General features: G+C 39.9%; 19 protein-coding genes. 10 read left to right on the top strand and 9 right to left on the bottom strand.

From position 1 onward, the window contains the following. The first annotated feature begins 204 nt into the window (after positions 1 to 204). A complete protein-coding gene (locus tag WBM98_RS05050; RefSeq protein ID WP_424364939.1) occupies positions 205 to 810 on the top strand; it encodes a hypothetical protein in 606 nt (201 codons plus the stop codon). A 29-nt stretch (positions 811 to 839) separates the two neighbouring features. Here WBM98_RS05050 and WBM98_RS05045 read toward each other — a convergent pair whose 3' ends face one another. Further along, the gene (locus tag WBM98_RS05045) at positions 840 to 1,769 is read right to left on the bottom strand and encodes a 3-keto-disaccharide hydrolase (RefSeq protein WP_424364938.1); all 930 of its coding nucleotides are present in this window, start codon (positions 1,767 to 1,769) and stop codon (positions 840 to 842) included. Positions 1,770 to 1,811: 42 nt separating this feature from the next. After that, positions 1,812 to 2,273, bottom strand: a complete 462-nt coding sequence (locus WBM98_RS05040; protein WP_424364937.1) for a nuclear transport factor 2 family protein — start codon at positions 2,271 to 2,273, stop codon at positions 1,812 to 1,814. A 135-nt stretch (positions 2,274 to 2,408) separates the two neighbouring features. On the opposite strand from WBM98_RS05040, the gene panB reads away from it, so the two are divergent. The 4 genes from panB to WBM98_RS05020 are packed head-to-tail and all read left to right on the top strand — an operon-like array spanning position 2,409 to position 5,005. Beyond that, entirely contained in the window at positions 2,409 to 3,227 is an 819-nt protein-coding gene (gene panB, locus WBM98_RS05035; protein WP_424364936.1) for a 3-methyl-2-oxobutanoate hydroxymethyltransferase, read from the top strand. Positions 3,228 to 3,257: 30 nt separating this feature from the next. After that, entirely contained in the window at positions 3,258 to 3,740 is a 483-nt protein-coding gene (gene lspA / locus WBM98_RS05030) for a signal peptidase II (RefSeq protein ID WP_424364935.1), read from the top strand. Then, complete coding sequence (locus WBM98_RS05025; RefSeq protein WP_424364934.1) at positions 3,740 to 4,435, top strand: RluA family pseudouridine synthase; 696 nt, start codon at positions 3,740 to 3,742, stop codon at positions 4,433 to 4,435. The genes lspA and WBM98_RS05025 overlap by 1 nt, the downstream gene beginning before the upstream one ends. Before the next feature lie 42 nt (positions 4,436 to 4,477). Then, positions 4,478 to 5,005, top strand: coding sequence for a DUF4252 domain-containing protein (locus WBM98_RS05020; protein ID WP_424364933.1), 528 nt, complete (start codon positions 4,478 to 4,480; stop codon positions 5,003 to 5,005). Positions 5,006 to 5,034: 29 nt separating this feature from the next. On the opposite strand, the gene WBM98_RS05015 is transcribed toward WBM98_RS05020, so the two are convergent. Next, a complete protein-coding gene (locus tag WBM98_RS05015) occupies positions 5,035 to 5,892 on the bottom strand; it encodes a DMT family transporter (protein ID WP_424364932.1) in 858 nt (285 codons plus the stop codon). A gap of 8 nt (positions 5,893 to 5,900) precedes the next feature. After that, on the bottom strand, positions 5,901 to 7,445 hold the full coding sequence (locus tag WBM98_RS05010) for a hypothetical protein (protein ID WP_424364931.1): 1,545 nt from the start codon (positions 7,443 to 7,445) through the stop codon (positions 5,901 to 5,903). 147 nt (positions 7,446 to 7,592) lie between these two features. On the opposite strand from WBM98_RS05010, the gene WBM98_RS05005 reads away from it, so the two are divergent. The 3 genes from WBM98_RS05005 (at position 7,593) to pheT (ending at position 12,665) form a co-directional block, all read left to right on the top strand. Continuing rightward, positions 7,593 to 8,765: a 2-isopropylmalate synthase gene (locus WBM98_RS05005; protein WP_424364930.1), complete on the top strand. Its 1,173-nt coding sequence runs from the start codon at positions 7,593 to 7,595 to the stop codon at positions 8,763 to 8,765. Continuing rightward, complete coding sequence (gene leuB, locus WBM98_RS05000; RefSeq protein ID WP_424364929.1) at positions 8,766 to 9,884, top strand: 3-isopropylmalate dehydrogenase; 1,119 nt, start codon at positions 8,766 to 8,768, stop codon at positions 9,882 to 9,884. A gap of 354 nt (positions 9,885 to 10,238) precedes the next feature. Further along, complete coding sequence (gene pheT, locus WBM98_RS04995) at positions 10,239 to 12,665, top strand: phenylalanine--tRNA ligase subunit beta (protein WP_424364928.1); 2,427 nt, start codon at positions 10,239 to 10,241, stop codon at positions 12,663 to 12,665. On the opposite strand, the gene WBM98_RS04990 is transcribed toward pheT, so the two are convergent. Further along, the gene (locus WBM98_RS04990; protein ID WP_424364927.1) at positions 12,657 to 13,232 is read right to left on the bottom strand and encodes a fasciclin domain-containing protein; all 576 of its coding nucleotides are present in this window, start codon (positions 13,230 to 13,232) and stop codon (positions 12,657 to 12,659) included. The two genes, pheT and WBM98_RS04990, sit on opposite strands and share 9 nt — an antisense overlap. A gap of 205 nt (positions 13,233 to 13,437) precedes the next feature. Here WBM98_RS04990 and WBM98_RS04985 point away from each other — a divergent pair, with 205 nt between their 5' ends. After that, the gene (locus WBM98_RS04985; RefSeq protein WP_424364926.1) at positions 13,438 to 14,157 is read left to right on the top strand and encodes a hypothetical protein; all 720 of its coding nucleotides are present in this window, start codon (positions 13,438 to 13,440) and stop codon (positions 14,155 to 14,157) included. A 14-nt stretch (positions 14,158 to 14,171) separates the two neighbouring features. On the opposite strand, the gene WBM98_RS04980 is transcribed toward WBM98_RS04985, so the two are convergent. Beyond that, positions 14,172 to 15,302: a hypothetical protein gene (locus WBM98_RS04980; protein WP_424364925.1), complete on the bottom strand. Its 1,131-nt coding sequence runs from the start codon at positions 15,300 to 15,302 to the stop codon at positions 14,172 to 14,174. 26 nt (positions 15,303 to 15,328) lie between these two features. Beyond that, on the bottom strand, positions 15,329 to 16,957 hold the full coding sequence (locus WBM98_RS04975; RefSeq protein WP_424364924.1) for an ABC-F family ATP-binding cassette domain-containing protein: 1,629 nt from the start codon (positions 16,955 to 16,957) through the stop codon (positions 15,329 to 15,331). A 174-nt stretch (positions 16,958 to 17,131) separates the two neighbouring features. On the opposite strand from WBM98_RS04975, the gene WBM98_RS04970 reads away from it, so the two are divergent. Then, positions 17,132 to 18,517 carry a transaldolase gene (locus tag WBM98_RS04970; RefSeq protein WP_424364923.1) on the top strand — a complete coding sequence of 462 codons (1,386 nt, stop codon included), beginning with the start codon at positions 17,132 to 17,134 and terminating at the stop codon, positions 18,515 to 18,517. A gap of 59 nt (positions 18,518 to 18,576) precedes the next feature. On the opposite strand, the gene fsa is transcribed toward WBM98_RS04970, so the two are convergent. Both fsa and WBM98_RS04960 read right to left on the bottom strand, forming a co-directional pair. Continuing rightward, positions 18,577 to 19,230, bottom strand: a complete 654-nt coding sequence (gene fsa / locus WBM98_RS04965; protein ID WP_424364922.1) for a fructose-6-phosphate aldolase — start codon at positions 19,228 to 19,230, stop codon at positions 18,577 to 18,579. A gap of 56 nt (positions 19,231 to 19,286) precedes the next feature. Next, a complete protein-coding gene (locus WBM98_RS04960; protein WP_424364940.1) occupies positions 19,287 to 20,096 on the bottom strand; it encodes an SDR family oxidoreductase in 810 nt (269 codons plus the stop codon). Between the last annotated feature and the right edge of the window lie 73 nt (positions 20,097 to 20,169).

Genomic DNA, 20,169 nt, shown 5'->3' with positions numbered 1-20,169 from the left:
TAGATTAGGATATTTACACACATTATCGATAAAATGTTACATAATTATGTAATGTAAATTTTGAGAACTTATTGATGATATTTATCATGTTCTTAGATCCCTATTGCTTTTTATCTTTACTTTAATTTTCCAATGTTGCCCCCATTGCTTATAATCTTAAGTGAACTTTCTATTCAGTAAATAATCATTATACCTTAAATCTCAATGAATAGGTTTAACAAGGATTTTTTGGATAAACTCGGGGACTTCAATTTCGATGTGTTGGAAAAAAGTAAAAACTCTATTTACGCCCTATCCAAAGATTTAAAGATTATTTATTTCAATCCCGCTTGGTTTAAGTTCGCTGACAAAAACGGATTTGAAAAATCAGCGGCACATCAAACAATTTTGGGCACTTCTGTTTTAAACTCGTTTGGGGGAATCCGATTAAAACTATACTTTAGAAATAAGTATAAAAAAGCAATACGAACGGGCAAAGTTTGGCACCATCAATATGAATGTTCCAGTAAAAAGAAATATCGTTTTTTCCATCAAACAGCGTATCCCTTACCGAGCAAGGAAGGTCTCTTGATTGTACATACCGAAATGTTTAAATTACCGATGGATAATATGAACCGTGAAACGTTTCGAGCCATTGAACATAGATATTTTAATGCCGAAGGGCGCATTCTGCAATGCAGTAATTGTAGGCATACACAACGGGCGGATAATCCAGAATTCTGGGATTGGGTACCTACTTGGGTAAAAAAACTACCTGCCAACCATAAATTGACCATTTGCCCTACATGTGAGCATCTGTACAATGATTAAATTGAGCTTATGCGAACTAAAATGTGCGCCTAGTTTGCCATCGGGGTAACAACTATACTTCTAAACTCAACAGGGCCATGATCTCCTTGTATCAGAAAAGATCCAGGCTCAGCCTCATTATTTTCTAATGCCCCACCTGTCATTCCTGGGATGATCTGGTCGGTAATGATCTCTTTGCCGTTCGCAACAATGGTTACACGCCTCCCGATCAAGGTAATATCGTATACCTGCCATTCGCCGGCCGGTTTGGCAACCATTTCATTTGGGGTAAGGAAACCGTAAATACCACCAAAATAAATACTTGAGGGCTCTAAACCAATATTATCGGCAATCTGTACTTCATACCGACCACGTAGGAAGATGCCACTATTACTTCCTTGTGGGTAGCGAAATTCTATATGCAATTTAAAATCACTGAATTTTTCATCAGACACCAAATTAGCGCCAGATTTTTCACTTGTTAGGATACCATTTTTCACAACCCATTGATTTTCGCCCATGGCATGCCATCCATCTAAATTCTTACCATTAAAAATGGCTCTGGGAGCTCCCCAAACCGGACTGTCATTATGACTTAATTTTGGAGCGCGGATTCCTGTCCAAGTATATTTTTTACCATCGGTGTAGACCATGGTACCTTTGAGTGTGTCCCCTTCTAGAGCTCCCTCGAATATCATATCGCCCTCACCGGGTTCCCATTGTGGGGGTATCGTAAAACTGAATTTACCGTCATTCGTCTTGACTTCTGCGACGGGTCTTGCACTCCCAAAGGCATATACAAAACGTCCGATAAGTGTTTTATTCCCCGAATGACTTATCTCAAGCCAAGAAGGCAATTGTTTACCTTCCTGCAAAATTGTTAGGTTCCAACGCCCTTCCAAAGGGTTGGTTTCTTGTGAAAAAATAGTACTTGAAATTACTAGAAGCAGTAGCGTTAAAAATGTTTTTGGTGTTTTCATTGTAGTATGTATGAATTTATTTAATCTAATAATATTTGTATCCTATTGTTCTCTACAACCTTCCCTACGACGGGTATCAATCAAATAATTGATTTTCCAGTCCTCGTCTTCCTTGAATAATTGAAACGAATTTACACCACAATGGCTGAATGTACCATTGTACCAAAACTCATAAGGGGTCCATGCATTTGCCATTGTACCATCAATCTGTATGTTGAATGACAAGATCTTCTCTTGAAAATTTATGGAATCCGGTATACTCGATATGGAATTTAAAAATTTACTGAAATCCTCTGTACGTAAGGCGATTTTACTGTTTTTTCTGGCATCGATTGTCTGGGTAATTATTTGATCCGAAACAGTCTTTTTTATGAGTACGGTGTCTTTGGCATGGAAGCCTTCAAAAAAAGTTTCTATGGTTTGCCGAACTATTGCCTCATCACTTTCTTGGGCTGCTAGGTTCACAAACAAAAGAAGCAACAAAAACGGCATAAATTTTTTCATACCCATCTTAATTCCTTCAAAAATAAGTTAAAATCGGCAAAGAACAATCGTAGTCATAAACATTCTAAAAATCATAGGCCACCAGCCCAAAACAGCCACAAAATCATTACTTTTATCGCTCTTAAATAGAATTCGATGTCAACAGCCAAAAAAGAATATAAGAGAATAACCGTTAAATCGCTCATCGACATGAAAAATAACGGTGAAAAAATCTCCATGCTCACCGCTTATGATTACTCCATGGCAAAAATCGTGGATGCAGCCAATGTCGATGTAATCCTTGTAGGGGATTCTGCCAGTAATGTGATGGCGGGCCATGAAACTACATTGCCCATTACCTTGGACCAAATGATCTATCATGCCTCTTCGGTAATAAGGGCTGTGAATAGGGCCCTTGTGGTAGTCGACATCCCCTTTGGAAGTTACCAAAGTGACCCGAAGGAAGCCTTGCGATCCGCTATTCGCATCATGAAGGAAAGTAGGGCCCATGCCGTAAAGGTCGAAGGGGGGGAGGAAATAAAGGAATCGGTAAAAAGAATATTGAATGCTGGTATACCCGTAATGGGCCACTTGGGATTAACCCCACAGGCAATCTATAAATTCGGCACCTATACCGTTCGTGCCAGGGAAGAAGACGAGGCTGATAAATTAATTGCCGATGCCCAATTATTGGAACGTTTGGGGTGTTTTGCCATAGTTCTTGAAAAAATACCGGCCGAACTGACCAAAAGGGTTTCTGAGAGTCTTTCGATTCCTACCATTGGTATCGGAGGCGGCAAACATGCTGACGGACAGGTACTTGTAATACACGACCTATTGGGCATGACCCACGAGTTCAATCCCCGGTTTCTTAGACGGTATATGAATCTTTATGAGGATATGGGCAAGGCCATCTCACAATATGTCGATGATGTTAAGAGTAGGGATTTCCCCAATGACGAAGAGCAATATTGATACATAATATGATTCACTAGTACCAAGAATATGCTGAAAAGACTGAGTATAATACTCTTTGTTTTAATGAATGTCGGATGCGATCAATTGTCCAAAGACCTTGTTCGCAAACATGTTGAACCTCTCGACTATATTCAAGTTGTCAATGACAATCTGATTTTGACGAATGTCGAAAATACAGGGGCCATGCTTGGTTTTGGACAAGGCTTCCCTCCTATTCTTAAAACGATATTTCTAAAAGGGTTACCCTTGATCGTGTTATTGATCTTATTTTTCAGAATGATACAAAATACGAATCTCAACCGTTGGATGGTACTTGCCTTTGCTTTTGTTATCGGTGGAGGAATGGGTAATTTGATAGATCGTATTGCCTATGGATCGGTAACGGACTTTTTTCAGATTAAATTGGGGCTTTTCAAAACGGGTATTTTCAATATGGCCGATGTATCGGTCACTATCGGGGTTTTTCTTCTCCTGTTTTTGACCCTTCGGTATAGGAATTTATCCATTTAATGATGTCGAAAACCCTATCAACATCAAAAAACCTTCAAATCCTATACGAAGATAACCATCTGATTGCGGTCAATAAGCGACCAGGTGACATTGTACAGGGCGATAAAACCGGTGATTTACCCCTGAGCGAAATCGTAAAAGCCTATATCAAGGAAAAATACAACAAACCCGGAAATGTTTATTTAGGGGTCGCCCATCGATTGGACCGACCGACTTCAGGGATTGTGGTCTTTGCAAAAACCTCAAAAGCCTTATCACGATTAAATAAACTATTCGCCGAAAAAGAGGCGAAAAAAACCTATTGGGCCGTGGTGAAAAATTGCCCGCCTAAAAACCATGATTGCCTTACACATTGGCTACTTCGAAATACCAAACAAAATAAGTCCTATGCCCACAACACGGAAGTAAATACGAGTAAGAAAGCGGTTTTGGAATACCGAATGTTGAAGAAATTGGATCATTATTACTTATTGGAAATCGATTTAAAAACAGGACGTCATCATCAGATCAGGGCCCAGTTGACCGCCATAGGATGCCCCATTAAAGGGGATCTTAAGTATGGTTTTGACCGAAGCAATAAGGATGGTAGTATTCATCTGCATGCACGAAAATTATCGTTTATACATCCTGTACAAAAAGAAACCCTCGAAATTATCGCCCCTGTACCCAACGATCCAATTTGGAACGCTTGTTGATGTTTTTTCGTTACATTTAGTTCCTAAACAAAACACGATACCATGATCAAAAGAACACTTTTTATTTTTACCCTTATGCTTTCAGTTTCTTGTGGAAGCTATAACTCCATCGACACCTTCTACAACACCCACAAAAATGATAACCAGGTAACTGCCATACGTGTTCCCCAGTTTATGCTCACATTAGTAAGTGGCATATCCCCAGAAATGCAATCACTTGTTGGAAATACCAAAGATCTGCGCTATATGCGATTCCCCAGCGCGACTCCTGCCAGGACAGAGTTTCTGAACAAACAAATGAATGGTATTACGGGTAATTCCTTTATTGAGGTATTTCGTAAAAATGATGAATTGAAACGAAATGTAATATCCATTCGTGAAAAACGAAATAGCGTAAAGGAGATATTGATTTATAACAATGACAACCTTAATGGTTCATTCCTTTATTTTAATGGTGACTTCGACCCCGTGAAAGTCAGGGAAATGGCCAGGAACAATGAGTTTGGTACCATGGGCGATGGATTGATAAAACAATTCAGTCAGGAAACGCCAGGCATAAGCCAGCCTTAATGGTGTTGGTACCATGGGCATGGCTCCCTTTATCCAGAGGTTCTGATACTTTCGATGACCACAGATCCCAAAATGAACAAACCGCCTATTAGGGTGGTAATGGTAGGAATTTCTGATAAAAAAACAGCACCGATGAGAATACCATACACGGGTTGTACACTGCTCATGATACTTACAGAGGTCATTGAAAAATGTTTGAAAGTCAATAAGAACAGGGTATGGCCAATAGCCGTGGTCACAACGGCCAACGCGATTATTCCTTCCCATTGTGATAAGATGGTCCGTGCATCAATAAAGAATAAAGTAGGTAATAATAATAATCCTATGATACCGGTCTGGTAAACCATTAACATAGAACCATGATAATTCGCTGCTTTCGATTTTAATATAATATTCCGCAACGCGTAGAAAAAGGCCGACATGATTCCCATCATCAAGGCCATTGTGGTCGTGTTCCCAAAATCCGAATCGGGGGTCAAAAAATAAATACCACATAGGACCATAAGGCCCAATAGAACATGTATTTTTTGGAATTTGGTCTTGAGGATCAAGGGTTCCAAAAAGGCCGTGATTACAGGATAAGTGAAAAGAGAGAGCATCCCTAAGGCGACATTCGACATTTGAAGGGCGTAAAAATAGGTCAACCAATGCAAACACATCAATACGCCACTTAAGAATATTGGCACCCTGTCACCAGCGCGTATACGCAGGGAAATCCTTTTCCATCGGCAATACAGGAGTAAAAGTAAAAATGCCACTATTCCCCTCGACGCAATGGTGACCGGTACAGGTAATTGAACGTACCTTCCCAAGGCCCCCGAAGTGCTGATAAAAAGCATTGCCAAGTTTATTTCTAGAAGATGGGAAAGATGCTTTTTATTCCTCAAACCGGCATTTATCTTGTATGTTGCATCGCCTTTTCCCGAATGATCTGGGCCACCGGTTTATTTTCCAAATGGCTTTCCAACCATGACAGTATATCCAAATAAAGGAACGCCCTTTTTTCATAAGGGTGATGTTCATACTTTTTAAGTTGGTTATACAATTTTTGGAATTCATTTCGAAGATCGCTCGGGTAGATGTTTCCAAGGTTTCGCAAAAACTTTATCATCTCTTTCTGAACGGCATGAAGATCGTTCATTTTCAACAAAAATTTATAGGTGCTTTTCAGTTGAAGTTCCATGTGATAATCCATCCCTGCCTCATAATGGGCCACCAAACTCAAGACCCGGGCAAAACACATAAGGTCTTCACGCATTTTCAGGTTTTTATTATCGATGATTTTCTTCAAGTACAAAATACAATTTTTGTTATCTCCATTCCCAAAATATAGGCTGGCGATCTTATAATATAAAACCATGATATGGTGCGCATCCAACCGATCCCTGTGTTTATTGATTCCATACTCAATAATCTTGACCAGATATAACCCTTGGCTAAAAGTGCCCTCCATAAAATGGAGATTCAATTTATTCGCATTTATATAGAGAAAGGCCAGTGAGGCAATGTTATCATTTTTGGGGAAACCCTTTGCCTCAACCCTCTTTTCCAGACGTTGAAGGGTCTCCTTAAACTGGGAACTGTACTTTACATAGAACAACGATTCAAGCAAATAATGATTTCCTTTCAGGAAAAAAACGGGGTTCAGTTGGATCATTTTTTCATTCTCATAAAAAAGATCGACCCATTTATTGGCGTATTTATAACAGGAGAGAAAATCCTGAATCAAAAAACTATACCACAAATAGGCTTTATAAAGCCACAATTTTTCACGAAATCCGAGCTCTTCAATTTTGTATTTGGGTAATTTGTTCTTAAAATAGGTCTTCACCATTTTTAAATCCTCATCATTGCGAACGTACCCTACCTTGAGCATTAGACCATAAAGCTGTAATGATAGGTTTGAAAGCTTGCTGGTCATGACATTCTGTTCCGATAATTGCTTGGCCTGTATTGCCAATTCATCAGCCCGATCCGGAATGCTTCTGGTGATGTATTGAGTCTCGATGACCTTCTCGAGTTCCACAATCTCATAGGCTATGTTCTTTTCCTCATTTTCAATGGCGATGTATTTGGTTTTATCCAAAATTTTCAAACTCTGTTTATAAAGTCCTTTTTGATAGAGTATGGTCGCAAAATCCAATTGTTCCCGCAGTTGCACCCTGATATTCTGATTTACGGGATTTAACCGCAGGCTTACGAGAATCTGTTTGTATAAATGGGCCTTTAGATTGGAAAGTTGTGATTTTGTGACAATTCCACTATCCATGATCACCTTTTCATCATACTGCTTTGATTTGTCCAATAAATTGAATAAAGCCAAAAATTTTGCATCGGTATTCACTCCCAAACGTCCAACATATAATTTAAATTGACGCTTTTCTGACTTGGAGAGCGATTTTACCAGAACAAACAAAGCATCTTTATGCGCATTTGTCATCGTAATATATATAGTTTAAATTGTTGTATATTAACACTTTAGATAAGCCAAAAAGTTACTTAACGTTGTAATAGCAAACCTTATATGCAATTCAGTTGCGCGATTGGCCATATATTCGTAAATGGCTAGTAAAACTACGTAAATATAATGAGTAAAGACATAGTACAAATTTTTGATACCACCCTGCGTGATGGGGAACAGGTTCCGGGATGTAAATTGGATAAGGAGCAAAAACTGGTCATCGCCAGGCGTCTCGATGAACTTGGTGTGGATGTTATCGAAGCAGGGTTTCCCAGGTCGAGCCCTGGGGATTTCAAGTCGGTGATGGAGATAGCCAAAGTTGTGAAACACGCGACGGTCTGTGGGTTGACCCGCGCCGTGAAAAAAGATATCGAAGTTGCGGCCGAAGCCTTAAAACCGGCAAAGACACCTAGAATACATACAGGTATCGGAACTTCTGATTCCCATATAAAGCATAAATTCAATTCGAATCGGGAGGCCATTATCGAACGGGCTGTCGGTGCTGTTCGTTATGCAAAGACTTTCGTTGAGGATGTGGAGTTTTACGCTGAGGATGCGGGTAGAACCGATAATGACTTCTTGGCAAGGGTATGTGAAGCCGTAATAAAAGCGGGGGCCACGGTATTGAACATCCCTGATACTACAGGGTATTGCCTCCCTGAAGAATATGGTGCCAAAATGAAGTACCTTAAGGAAAATGTTACAGGGATCCATAAAGCGATTCTTTCCTGCCATTGCCACAATGATCTGGGATTGGCAACGGCCAATTCAATTGCCGGGGTCATTAATGGAGCACGTCAGATTGAATGTACCGTCAATGGTATCGGTGAGCGGGCGGGCAATACCTCATTGGAAGAAGTGGTCATGATTTTAAGACAACACCCTTACCTTGGCTTAGACACCAATATCAATAGCAGATTATTGTATGATACCAGTCTTATGGTTTCTGACAAAATGGGAATGGTAGTACAACCGAACAAAGCTATTGTAGGCGCCAATGCCTTTGCCCATAGTTCTGGTATACACCAGGATGGAGTCATAAAAAATAGGGAAACCTATGAGATTATGGATCCTGCAGATGTTGGTGTAAATGAATCATCGATATTACTTACCGCTAGAAGCGGCAGGGCTGCCTTGGCCTATCGGGCGAAAAAAGTAGGCTATGAACTTACCAAAGTTCAATTGGATTTGGTCTATCAAGAGTTCTTGAAATACGCGGATAGGAAAAAGGAAGTTGTCGATAAGGACATCCATGAAATCGTCGAAAAGAGTAATATCAAAATTGAAAGCATTTCTTAAATGAAATTGAATATCGCTGTTTTAGGTGGAGATGGTATTGGACCAGAGGTAATAGCCCAGGCCGTAAAATGTCTGCAGGCCGTAGAAGAGAATTTCGGTCATGAATTTTCGTTTTCTGAAGGATTGATCGGTGCGGCCGCTATGGATAGAACAGGAAATCCTATTCCAGAGGAAACCCTAACCCTTTGTAAAAATTCAGACGCCATACTTTTTGGCGCCATTGGCACGCCAGAATACGATAATGACCCAAACGCCAAAGTTCGTCCTGAAGACGGACTTTTATATTTACGCAAGGAATTGGATCTTTTCACTAATATTCGCCCTGTTAAAGTATTCCCGGCTCTTATAAATAATTCTCCAATAAAAAGAGACGTCATCACAGGAACTGACCTAGTAATCTATCGTGAACTTACCAGTGGTATTTATTTTGGGGAAAAGAGTTTAAGTGCTGATGGCACAGTGGCGATAGATGTATGTAGATATACCGAAGAAGAAATAAGCCGTGTAGCCCATATGGCTTTTAAAGCAGCCAAAAAAAGGAGAAGAAAATTAACCTTAGTCGATAAGGCCCATGTATTGGAAACCTCAAGACTATGGCGAAGGGTCGTTACCGAAGTTGCACAAAGTTATCCAGAGGTAGAATTGACCTGTATGTATATTGACAATGCGTCAATTTTAATGGCACTAAAACCAACTTCTTTTGATGTTATCTTGGCGGATAATATGTTTGGCGATATACTGTCTGCCCAATGCAATGTGCTTATTGGCTCATCGGGCTTATTGCCTTCTGCTTCAATAGGTACTGAAAATGCTATGTTCGAACCAATACATGGTTCATATCCACAAGCGAAAGGCAAGGATATTGCAAATCCTATTGCCGCAATATTAAGCGCTGCCCTCCTTCTTGATCATTTTGGACTTAAAGAAGAGTTCCATTCCGTTGTGGCAGCCGTTCATAAATCATTCAGGAAGAAGATAGTGACCATAGATATTTTGGGTAGTACAAAATACGGAACATCGAGTGTTGGGGACTTTATCGCAAAGAATATCGTCGATGTAGATGACATCCTGAACATCAATGATGAGAATATAGGCCTAGGCCAATCAACGATTATTTAGCAATCATACCGGGCCCATCACCAATTGCTGCCACATTAGCAAAAGCTTTCTTAAACTATGCTTAGATGCTATCGGTTCATCAACCAACCTATTAACCGGTTCGAATTTAAAACAAGTCTCCCCATTTATATTTAGGAAGCAAAATCCTTCAAGGGCTTATACATTATGGTATTTTGCACCTGTTTTTGGATAAACAAGTGACTATAAACCATCCGATTTTCACTAAATTTAAATGTATTTGTATTGGCTAGGTAAAGAAAAACAACCTACATAAAAAAATAAAAACAAATCAATTGCCACAGTATTGAATGTATTACTTCATTGTTTTATCTTTACCAGCTTTAAATACAGCCAATGAACATTTCTTATAACTGGTTAAAACAATTTCTCAAAATAGAATGGGAGGCAAAGAAAACCGCGGAGCTTTTAACCGATTTAGGATTAGAAGTGGAGGGTATTTCACATTACGAGACCGTCAAAGGCGGGCTTAAAGGCGTTGTTGTGGGCCATGTGATTACCTGTGAACAACACCCTAATGCCGACCGCCTAAAATTGACCACTGTTGATATTGCCCTAGAAAATCCCGTTCAAATCGTCTGTGGGGCTCCCAATGTCGCCGTGGGTCAAAAAGTACCTGTGGCCACTATTGGAACTACCTTATTTACTAAAGAAGGGGAAGCATTTGTTATTAAGAAAGGAAAGATACGCGGTGAAGAAAGCCATGGGATGATCTGTGCCGAAGATGAACTTGGGCTTGGTGCCAGTCATGAAGGCATAATGGTTTTAAGCGATGTCTTGCAACCCGGAACTCCATGTTCAGAGGTATTTGAATTGGAAAATGATGAGGTTTTTGAAATAGGCCTTACCCCGAACCGAGCCGATGCGATGAGCCATTATGGCGTTGCACGTGATTTAAAAGCAGGACTGAAACAAAAGGAGGTTGCAAAAGAAATGATAACGCCTTCAACCAGCCATTTTCATATTACGAACAGGTCCCTAAAAATAGACGTAATGGTTGAGGACAACACCTTAGCGCCTCGATATTGTGGGGTTACCCTTAGCAACTTGATCGTACAACCTTCCCCGAATTGGTTGAAAGACAGGTTAAGGGCTATTGGCCTTAGCCCCATCAACAATGTGGTTGATGCCACCAATTATGTATTGCACGAAATGGGGCAGCCACTGCACGCCTTCGATGCCGATCGAATTTTTGGAAAAAAGATCATCGTCAAAACATTGCCCAAAGGGACTAAATTCATGACCCTAGATGGTGTTCAAAGAGAACTCCATCAAGATGACCTTATGATTTGTGATGCGGAAAAGCCCATGTGTATCGCAGGTGTTTTTGGAGGTATCAACACAGGTGTTACTGAAAATACCAAGTCCATTTTCTTGGAAAGTGCCTATTTTGACCCGATTACGATACGAAAAACCGCCAAAAGACATGGATTGAATACCGATGCTTCCTTCCGTTTTGAACGGGGTATCGATATTGAAAATGTGGAATATTGCCTAAAACGGGCAGCACTATTGATCAAAGAAATTGCCGGCGGTGATATCACCTCTGATGTTGTCGACCTTTATCCGAAAAAGAAAAGCGATTATGAAGTCTTTTTGACATTTGACAAAATCGACAACCTTATTGGTCAAAAAATACCAAGGGACACCATTAAATCCATTTTGGCCTCCCTCGAGATCAAGGTAAAGAATGTGACCGAATCAGGTATGGGGTTGGTAATACCTTCCTATAGGGTGGATGTGCAGCGGGAAGTGGACGTCATTGAGGAAATCTTGCGGGTCTATGGGTATAATAATATCGCTTTCGGTGATAAATTGAATGCTTCAATTGCCCCTATTTCAAAATATGAGGATTATAATCTACAGGATATCATAGGGGACTTTTTGGCTGCAAGGGGTTTTTATGAAATCATGACCAATAGTCTTACTTCCCCCGATTATGTAGAGGCAATCAAGGAGTTAAAGAGCGAACAATCGGTAACAATCTTGAATCCCTTGAGTACCGAGTTATCGATACTGCGTCAAAGTATGTTGATGAACGGTTTGGAGACCTTATCATATAACATAAATCGTAAAAACAAAAATCTTCGCTTCTTTGAATTCGGGAAGACCTATCTTCATGATAACGACAAGCATGTTGAGGACAAACACCTAAGTCTTTTTGTTTCAGGTGATCGGAATAATGCAGGATGGGCTTCGCCAGCGAAACAAACAGACTTTTTCTATTTCAAATCGGTAATCGTGAACATTTTAGTGCGATTGGGTATTTCGAATATTGGTTCTAAACCCATCGAAAGCTCCTTGTTTTCAGAAGGATTGATATTCACTTGCAATGAACGGGATGTCGTTCAATTTGGGGTCGTAAATTCGAACCTGGCCAAGCAATTTGACCTAAAACAAGAGGTCTTGTATGCAGATTTTAATTGGGACGCCATTATTGAAATGGTGCCCAAGTCTGAAATAAAATTCAGACATATTCCCAAATACCCAGAGGTAAAAAGAGATTTTGCCTTGTTATTGGATGAGCATATTGCGTTTAAAACCATACATGACATTGCGTTCAATACGGAACGAACCCTTTTGAAGAACGTCAATCTATTTGATGTATACACAGGAAACAATCTTCCCAAAGGCAAGAAATCCTATGCGGTAAGTTTCACCTTGCAGGATGAAAAAAAGACACTGACCGACAAACAGATCGACAAAATAATGGGTAAGCTTCAACAGCAGTACGAAAGTGAACTGGGTGCCGAACTAAGGTAAAAAATTGATATTACGAGGTAAAATCACACTATCGATCTCATGAATGATACCGTTACATTGATTTACATCGGCCGTTGTTATCCGCGCAGAATTCCCATAACTATCGGTTAATATGATATCTATACCTTCTATGGTAGCCGATAGGGATTCACCTTGTACGGTCATAAAAGTTGCTTTTCCCCCTCCCCTACATAATGCCTTAAGTATTCTGGAAGCGGTAAATTCACCAGCAATGATATGGTATCGTAAAAGTGCCTGTAAAACACTTTTATTTTCGGGTGCGAACAAGTCAGGTACTGTGTCAGAAAACAAAGTTTCCAATGCCTTATCAGATGGGGCGAAAACGGTAAATGGCCCATCGAAGTTCAATACATTATCCAAACCCGCGGCTTTCATGGCCGCCGATAGGGTGTCATGAGTACCGGAATTCTCAGTGTTCCAAATTATGGATTCCCGAAAATCCATAGCCAACAAGTTGTGCTCGGTACTGGAAGAATGATCTTGGGCAGAGGCAAAAAAGGTCAAAAAAAGAGTCAGTAAGGCCAATGGGGGGACATAACATTTCATTTAGGTTCTAATTTAGGGCTTGATAGTAAATCATCGATGAAATGCATCGAATGATCGGTAATATACAACAAAAGCCTGTGTTCAACCCTATCCCTGCGTGCGCTTCATAGAAATTAACATATTTTTAACAAATCGGATTTAACATTCAAAAATTTGATAAATCAGTAATTTGTTTAATTTTGGAAGTATCGATAATACACTTGCTATGATATTAGAGAAAACAAATTTAAAGAAGGTGCTGAACCAGGTAAAAACCAAGGATCTCGAACATATCGATATTTTGGAGCAAATCAAGCACATCTTCGAGACCGATCAAAGCCACAAGGACAGAATTGAACAAGATCTATTAAATGGCCGTCCCACGACAGAAAATCAATTCAACATTGATCTTTTGGCTGCCGAAAACATTTATCACATTGATCATATTCGTAAAATCTGTACCGACTACCGCCTTCGATTCTTGGATTCGAAATATTTCAAGGGTGATATTCCGAAAGAAGCGATTTCTGAGATACAACGGCTTGAAAAGGAGCATGGAACCGTTTTTACAGGGTACAAGATAGTTGCCCCTTCGAAGCTTTTCAAATTAAAGGATAAGGATGACCCCTTATTGTTCGTTTCCATGGGGAATGATTACTTTTATTTCATCCACAAATGGGGCAATGACCTTCACCCCTTGCGAAAAGCATTAATGTGGCCCTTTAAGAATATAGTGAACCTTGCCCTAACGGTATTTGTACTCAGTTATTTGCTGACCTTACTTATACCTATGGGTTTGTTTACGAAAACAACCACGGGGTATGAATTTATATTATTGTTCCTATTTATATTCAAAATGTCTGTTGGCATAGTTGTTTTCTACATTTTTGCCAAAGGAAAGAACTTTAACCATGCTATTTGGAACAGTAGGTATTTCAATTATTGAATGGCAATGGAAATTTAGTTTTGATAGAAAATTTGACAGGGAATCCCGTTGATGTTCAGGTTATCCAAAAATTCAGGATCAGGCTCCAGTTGTATCCGTAGTAGTCCACCTTTGTTTACATCATCCTTTTTTTGATAGCCTATGAGCATAACTTTGTTCACATCATCATAACCGACCATAGTGGTTTCTCCGATGTTAAACTCAAATTCCAATTGCGAAGCCGTAAGAAAGTTTTCGTAATAGTATAAAAGTGCTAGATTATTGGAAAAATCATAAATTGACGGGATTCCAGAATATTCAGCTTCAGGTCTAATATAGAAAAGCCTTCCCGCACCATCAAAAGAGTTGGATTTGGAACCGAAAAACAAAGGTTCCTTACCGTCTTCATATCTTATATACTGCATATTCATGGTAGTGCTGTTTAAAACCGTATGCAGTTCTTGGTAGGCGATGATCATATTTTGATGGGTATCGGCAAAAATCCGTTCCACATCATACCCCAGACCTATTTCATGGATGACCGTTTGTGATACCATATCGAATACTGAGAGGGCATTCTCATTGGTAATATCCAAATCATTGGTCCATACGAACAACCGCCCATTGGTATAGTCCATTTGCAATGGTTTTTTGTCCAATTCTATATCCACATGATTTACCTCCGCTACGCTAAGATCAATAACCCTGACAAAGTATTTATTGATTTTGGATGTTTCCTCTTTCACATAGGAAACATAGACCTTTTCAGCTGCTACGGCAATCGATGTAGTTTTTAGGTTACAATCCAACAAATCCTCAAATACATCAATGGTAATGGCTGTATCGTCCGCGAAATCATGTATGGTCAATTGCCCACTACATTCCGTCAATTCAGTGTAATAGGCATAGGTAGTACCTTTTCGAAAGGAAATCTCAGGCAATGGCACATTTTCAAAGGTACTTTGGGCACTGTTTAAATTCATCGTTTTCTCCGTCGCATTGAGCAATTGCACCGAAAGTTGCTCATTATTACGTTGCAACAGCACATAATCTGCGTTGTAAAAGCTCTCTTCTTCTTTGGGAATTTCAGAATCTTCTGAAGGGGTACTACTGCAACCAAAGACCACAAATGCCAATAGTGCATAGTACATGCCGTAGGTTTTCATGATGTAAGATTTAGGCGCCGCGTAAACTATACCGTCACCTCGTACATCTTGTTACGCTGCTCCTTAATAGTCTTATCGGACATATATTCATCAAACGTCAAATACCTGTCAATGTTGCCCTTAGGTGTTAATTCAATGATTCGGTCTGCCACTGTTTGTGCAAATTCGTGGTCATGTGTGGTAAATAGGATGGTACCTTTGAAATTCTTCAATGAATTATTGAATGCCGTTATACTTTCCAGATCCAGGTGATTTGTAGGTTCGTCGAGCATGAGTACATTGGCCCTGATCATCATCATTCTGCTCAACATACAACGCACTTTTTCACCACCAGATAAGACAGTGCATTTCTTTAGGGCCTCTTCCCCACTAAATAACATTTTGCCTAAAAACCCCCTGATATAGACCTCTTCACGTTCTTCTTCGGTTTTGGCCCATTGTCGCAGCCAATCCACCAAATTGATGTCTTGCGTAAAAAATCCGGAATTATCGGCGGGTAAATAAGACTGTGTCGTGGTCACACCCCATTGAAAATCACCGGCATCCTGTTTTTTCGCCCCGTTCAATATTTCGTAGAATGCCGTTGTAGCCCTTGAGTCACGCGAAATGATGGCCACCTTGTCCCCTTTTGACAAATTCATATGTACCTGATCGAACAACAGGTCCCCATCTTCTGAAGTAGCCTTTAGTCCTTGAACATTCAATATTTGGTCTCCGGCTTCCCTTTCTCGATCAAAAATAAGGGCAGGATACCTTCTACTTGAAGGTTTTATGTCCTCAATCTTCAATTTCGACAGCATTTTCTTTCGCGAAGTGGCCTGTTTACTTTTAGCGACGTTCGCACTGAAGCGCATAATGAACTCCTGCAATTCCTTAGCTTTCTCCTCAGCTTTCTTATTTTGTTGGGCACGTTGCCGCGCCGCCAATTGGCTGCTTTCGTACCAAAATGTATAATTCCCAGAAAACAGGTTCATTTTTCCGAAATCTATATCCGCGATATGTGTACATACAGCATCGAGAAAGTGACGGTCGTGGGAAACCACGATCACCGTATTTTCATAATCCGCCAAAAAGTTCTCTAACCAGCCTATCGTTTCATAATCCAGATCGTTCGTAGGCTCATCCATGATCAATACATCAGGATTTCCAAAAAGGGCTTGGGCCAATAGCACCCTCACCTTCAATTTTGAATCCATATCGGCCATTAAGGTATAATGCAATTCTTCATGAATCCCCAAATTGGACAATAAGGCCGCAGCATTACTATCGGCATTCCAACCATTCATTTCCTCGAATTGCACCTGTAGCTCCCCAATTTTATCCGCATTTTCGTCCGTATAATCGGCATATAGGGCATCTATCTCATTTTTGATCTTAAATAGGGGCTTGTTTCCCATGACCACAGTTTCCAAAACCGTGTTTTCATCATAGGCATTATGGTTTTGCTCCAAAATCGACATACGCTTGCCCGGTTCCAAGTGAACATGGCCAGAGGTTGGGTCAATTTGCCCCGAAATTATCTTTAAAAAGGTACTCTTGCCAGCCCCATTGGCCCCGATGACCCCATAGCAATTTCCTTGGGTAAACGAAACATTAACTTCATCAAACAAAATTCGCTTGCCAAATTGCACTGAAAGATTTGAAACCGATAACATAATCCACTTTTTTAAAATCCGTGCAAAAATAGTCAAATTAATATCCCCAGACCAATAAACTTCTGCCTTATATACTGGGAATATCTTAACGAAACCAGGGACTTTTTTAACTCGCAATTAACAGGGTGCCATATAAGGGTTCCTTAATTTTGTGTATATCGTACATATTCATCTATGAATAAAAGATTACTTTATCTGTTTGTTATTCTTTTAACAGGCTGTAGCGAAAGCAAGAAAAATTCCCCCAATGTTTTTTTCGGCGGGGAGATCGTAAACCCAACTAGCAAATATGTTGTGCTTTACAAGGGTGATGCAGTGATAGATTCTTCTGCCCTGGACAAAAACAATATGTTCTCCTTTCAATTCGATTCAATTGAAGATGGGCTGTACCATTTTAAACATGCACCTGAATTACAATATGTTTACCTCGATCAAGGAGACAGTCTTATCGTGCGCTTAAACACGGTAGATTTTGATGAATCCCTTGTTTTTTCTGGGACTGGTGAGGAAATAAACAATTTCATGTTGGAGATTTTCTTGGCCAATGAAAGTGAAAAAAACCTTATAGATGCCTACTACGGCCTAGAATCAAAGGACTTCAGTAGAAAAATCGATTCCTTGCAACAAATGAAATTGGATTTGTTGAGTGATTTGAATCTGGAGTTTCCGTTGACCGAAAAAGAAATTGAAATCGCCCAGGCGGACATTGTCTACAATTATGCCAAATACAGGGAGCGTTATCCCTTCAAATATAGAAGGATTTCGAAAGAGAATACTGCTCCTAAATTATCCGATGATTATTATGCCTATAGAAATGACCTGACTTATAATAACAGGGATCTAACCTATTTACGGCCCTATTATGAATTTATGGTCAACCATTTTGGCAATTTATCGTATATGTCCTGTACGCATGGTTGTGACATTAAGGATAATATGGCCAAAAACCACCTTCATTTCAACAAGCATAAACTAAAACTTATCGATAGTTTGGTCGTAGAAAAGGAATTAAAGGATAACCTGTTCAGGAATGTCGCTGTCGATTATCTACTGAAGGTGCACGATTCAGAAGAGAACATTAAAATATTCATGGAGGTTTTTCATGCTTTATCAGACAATAATAGACACATCGATGAAATAAACGATCTCTATGAGGGCATCATGAACATACAACCCCGTAAAAAGATCCCAAATATCGAGGTGACCAACATCAACGGGGAAAATGTATCCTTGCCCAGCATCGCAAAAGATGGAAAAACCGTATTTTATTTTTGGTCTGGGGCCAATAAAAAACACCTTAGGGATATTTCAAAGCAGATCAGTCGCCTTAGCCAAATAGAACCAACGTATAAATTTGTGGGTATCAATGTGCAGACCAATTCTGACGAATGGAAATCCTTATTACCTACCTCAGGTTTCAATGCAGAAAATCAATATCGATCGGACAATTTCGAATACCTAACGAAGGCGTTGATCGTTTACCCAATGAACAAATGTATTATTACCGATAATGACTTGATTGTAGATGCCTTTGGGGATATTTACCAATCCTTCCCATAAAAAAACCCAAAAGCCAACGGCCTTTTGGTCTATTGTTCATTATTTCTTACCTAAAACTATCAATTGCCTTTATTGTAGTCTGCCAAGAATTTTTCCAAACCGCTATCGGTCAATGGGTGTTTTAAGAGGCCTTCGATTGAAGAAAGTGGTCCTGTCATTACATCGGCCCCTATTTTGGCACAATCAATAACATGCATGGTGTGCCTAACAGAGGCCGCCAATATTTGCGTTTCAAAGGCGTAATTGTCATAGATATGCCGTATTTCAGCAATTAAATTAAGTCCGTCGGTCGATATATCATCCAATCTACCTATAAAAGGCGATACATACGTGGCTCCTGCCTTTGCTGCCAATAAGGCCTGTCCCACGGAAAAAACCAAAGTACAATTGGTACGTATGCCTTTATCCGAAAAATACTTCAAGGCCTTCACCCCATCTTTGATCATAGGTACCTTGACCACAATCTGTTCGTGCAATTCCGCCAATTCCTCTCCTTCCTTAATCATACCCTTAAAATCCGTAGCGATAACCTCGGCCGAAACATCACCTTCAACAATATTGCAGATATCAACATAATGCTTTAAGATATTATTGCGCCCCGTAATTCCTTCCTTGGCCATTAAAGACGGATTGGTGGTAACCCCATCCAACACCCCAAGTTCTTGGGCTTCCCGAATTTGGTCTAAATTTGCGGTATCTATAAAAAATTTCATGTCTTTGTTAATTTAATTAATATTCGATGAATGGCTTGATTATGATTGACGTAAAATTACAATTTATAATGGTTTAACAATAGCTTCTCGTAGGCTTTATCGGGAAGGATCCGCTTAAGGACAATGGAGAACTTTTGCATGAAGGAGCCTACTTTATAATGTCCCTTAGGATGCTTCGTCTTTATGATGCCATACACCATATGGGCTACCTGAATGGGATCATCCCCAGTAGAAACACCTTCATTGATCAATGTAAGGGTCTTACCATAGGCTTCCTTGTAGGCTGAATCTTCCAAAACAGGGGCATGGTACCTGCCATTGGCGATATTGGTGGCAAAATCACCAGGTGCCAAATTGGTCATATGGATTCCAAAATCCTTGATTTCCATGCGTAGTGCCTCTGTCGTTATTTCCAAGGCACTTTTAGTGGCCGAGTAAATGCCTCGATAAGGCAAACCCATATATCCAGCAATAGAGGTGATATTGATAATGAGTCCGTTACCTTGTTTGCGCATGGGGGGCAAAACCGCCTTGATCATATGTAAGGGGCCATGAAAATTCGTATCAAAGGCTTTCAGAATCTCTTCATGAGGGGTCTCCTCGATCGGTCCCGTAATCCCTACTCCGGCATTATTGATCAGTACATCCAAACGGCCTTCTTTAGCCAAAAGCTCGGAAACAGCTTCGTTTATGGACGCTATTTTCCTAACATCCAATTCCAAAAGATCAAAATCATTGAAATCAGGATATTTGGCAAGATTTCTGGTAGTTCCGTAAACCTTATATCCTTTTGATACCAAGAAATTACCGATAGATTTACCAATCCCCGATGAGCCTCCTGTTATAAGCACTATTTTTTGCTCCATCATAGGTGCAAATTAACGAATAAAAAAAGTTTGCTGAAAAAGTCCATTGCACGTAAGGATAAGGAAGAAAACC

Origin of the sequence: Maribacter sp. (genome assembly GCF_049667165.1) — a bacterium.
Classification (GTDB): domain Bacteria; phylum Bacteroidota; class Bacteroidia; order Flavobacteriales; family Flavobacteriaceae; genus Maribacter_A.
Note: the sequence above shows the minus strand (reverse complement) of the source record. Positions and strands in the feature narration are given on the sequence as shown.

Bases quoted from the DNA above. Each gene is read 5' to 3' on its own strand.
- WBM98_RS05050 (WP_424364939.1), top strand. From the start codon at position 205: ATGAATAGGTTTAACAAGGATTTTTTGGATAAACTCGGGGACTTCAAT.
- WBM98_RS04960 (WP_424364940.1), bottom strand. From the start codon at position 20,096: ATGGAGCAAAAAATAGTGCTTATAACAGGAGGCTCATCGGGGATTGGT.
- WBM98_RS04990 (WP_424364927.1), bottom strand. From the start codon at position 13,232: ATGAAATGTTATGTCCCCCCATTGGCCTTACTGACTCTTTTTTTGACC.
- WBM98_RS05025 (WP_424364934.1), top strand. From the start codon at position 3,740: ATGATGTCGAAAACCCTATCAACATCAAAAAACCTTCAAATCCTATAC.
- fsa (WP_424364922.1), bottom strand. From the start codon at position 19,230: ATGAAATTTTTTATAGATACCGCAAATTTAGACCAAATTCGGGAAGCC.
- WBM98_RS04975 (WP_424364924.1), bottom strand. From the start codon at position 16,957: ATGTTATCGGTTTCAAATCTTTCAGTGCAATTTGGCAAGCGAATTTTG.
- WBM98_RS04980 (WP_424364925.1), bottom strand. From the start codon at position 15,302: ATGAAAACCTACGGCATGTACTATGCACTATTGGCATTTGTGGTCTTT.
- WBM98_RS05020 (WP_424364933.1), top strand. From the start codon at position 4,478: ATGATCAAAAGAACACTTTTTATTTTTACCCTTATGCTTTCAGTTTCT.
- lspA (WP_424364935.1), top strand. From the start codon at position 3,258: ATGCTGAAAAGACTGAGTATAATACTCTTTGTTTTAATGAATGTCGGA.
- WBM98_RS05040 (WP_424364937.1), bottom strand. From the start codon at position 2,273: ATGAAAAAATTTATGCCGTTTTTGTTGCTTCTTTTGTTTGTGAACCTA.
- leuB (WP_424364929.1), top strand. From the start codon at position 8,766: ATGAAATTGAATATCGCTGTTTTAGGTGGAGATGGTATTGGACCAGAG.
- WBM98_RS04985 (WP_424364926.1), top strand. From the start codon at position 13,438: ATGATATTAGAGAAAACAAATTTAAAGAAGGTGCTGAACCAGGTAAAA.
- WBM98_RS05005 (WP_424364930.1), top strand. From the start codon at position 7,593: ATGAGTAAAGACATAGTACAAATTTTTGATACCACCCTGCGTGATGGG.
- WBM98_RS05010 (WP_424364931.1), bottom strand. From the start codon at position 7,445: ATGACAAATGCGCATAAAGATGCTTTGTTTGTTCTGGTAAAATCGCTC.
- pheT (WP_424364928.1), top strand. From the start codon at position 10,239: ATGAACATTTCTTATAACTGGTTAAAACAATTTCTCAAAATAGAATGG.
- WBM98_RS05045 (WP_424364938.1), bottom strand. From the start codon at position 1,769: ATGAAAACACCAAAAACATTTTTAACGCTACTGCTTCTAGTAATTTCA.
- WBM98_RS04970 (WP_424364923.1), top strand. From the start codon at position 17,132: ATGAATAAAAGATTACTTTATCTGTTTGTTATTCTTTTAACAGGCTGT.
- panB (WP_424364936.1), top strand. From the start codon at position 2,409: ATGTCAACAGCCAAAAAAGAATATAAGAGAATAACCGTTAAATCGCTC.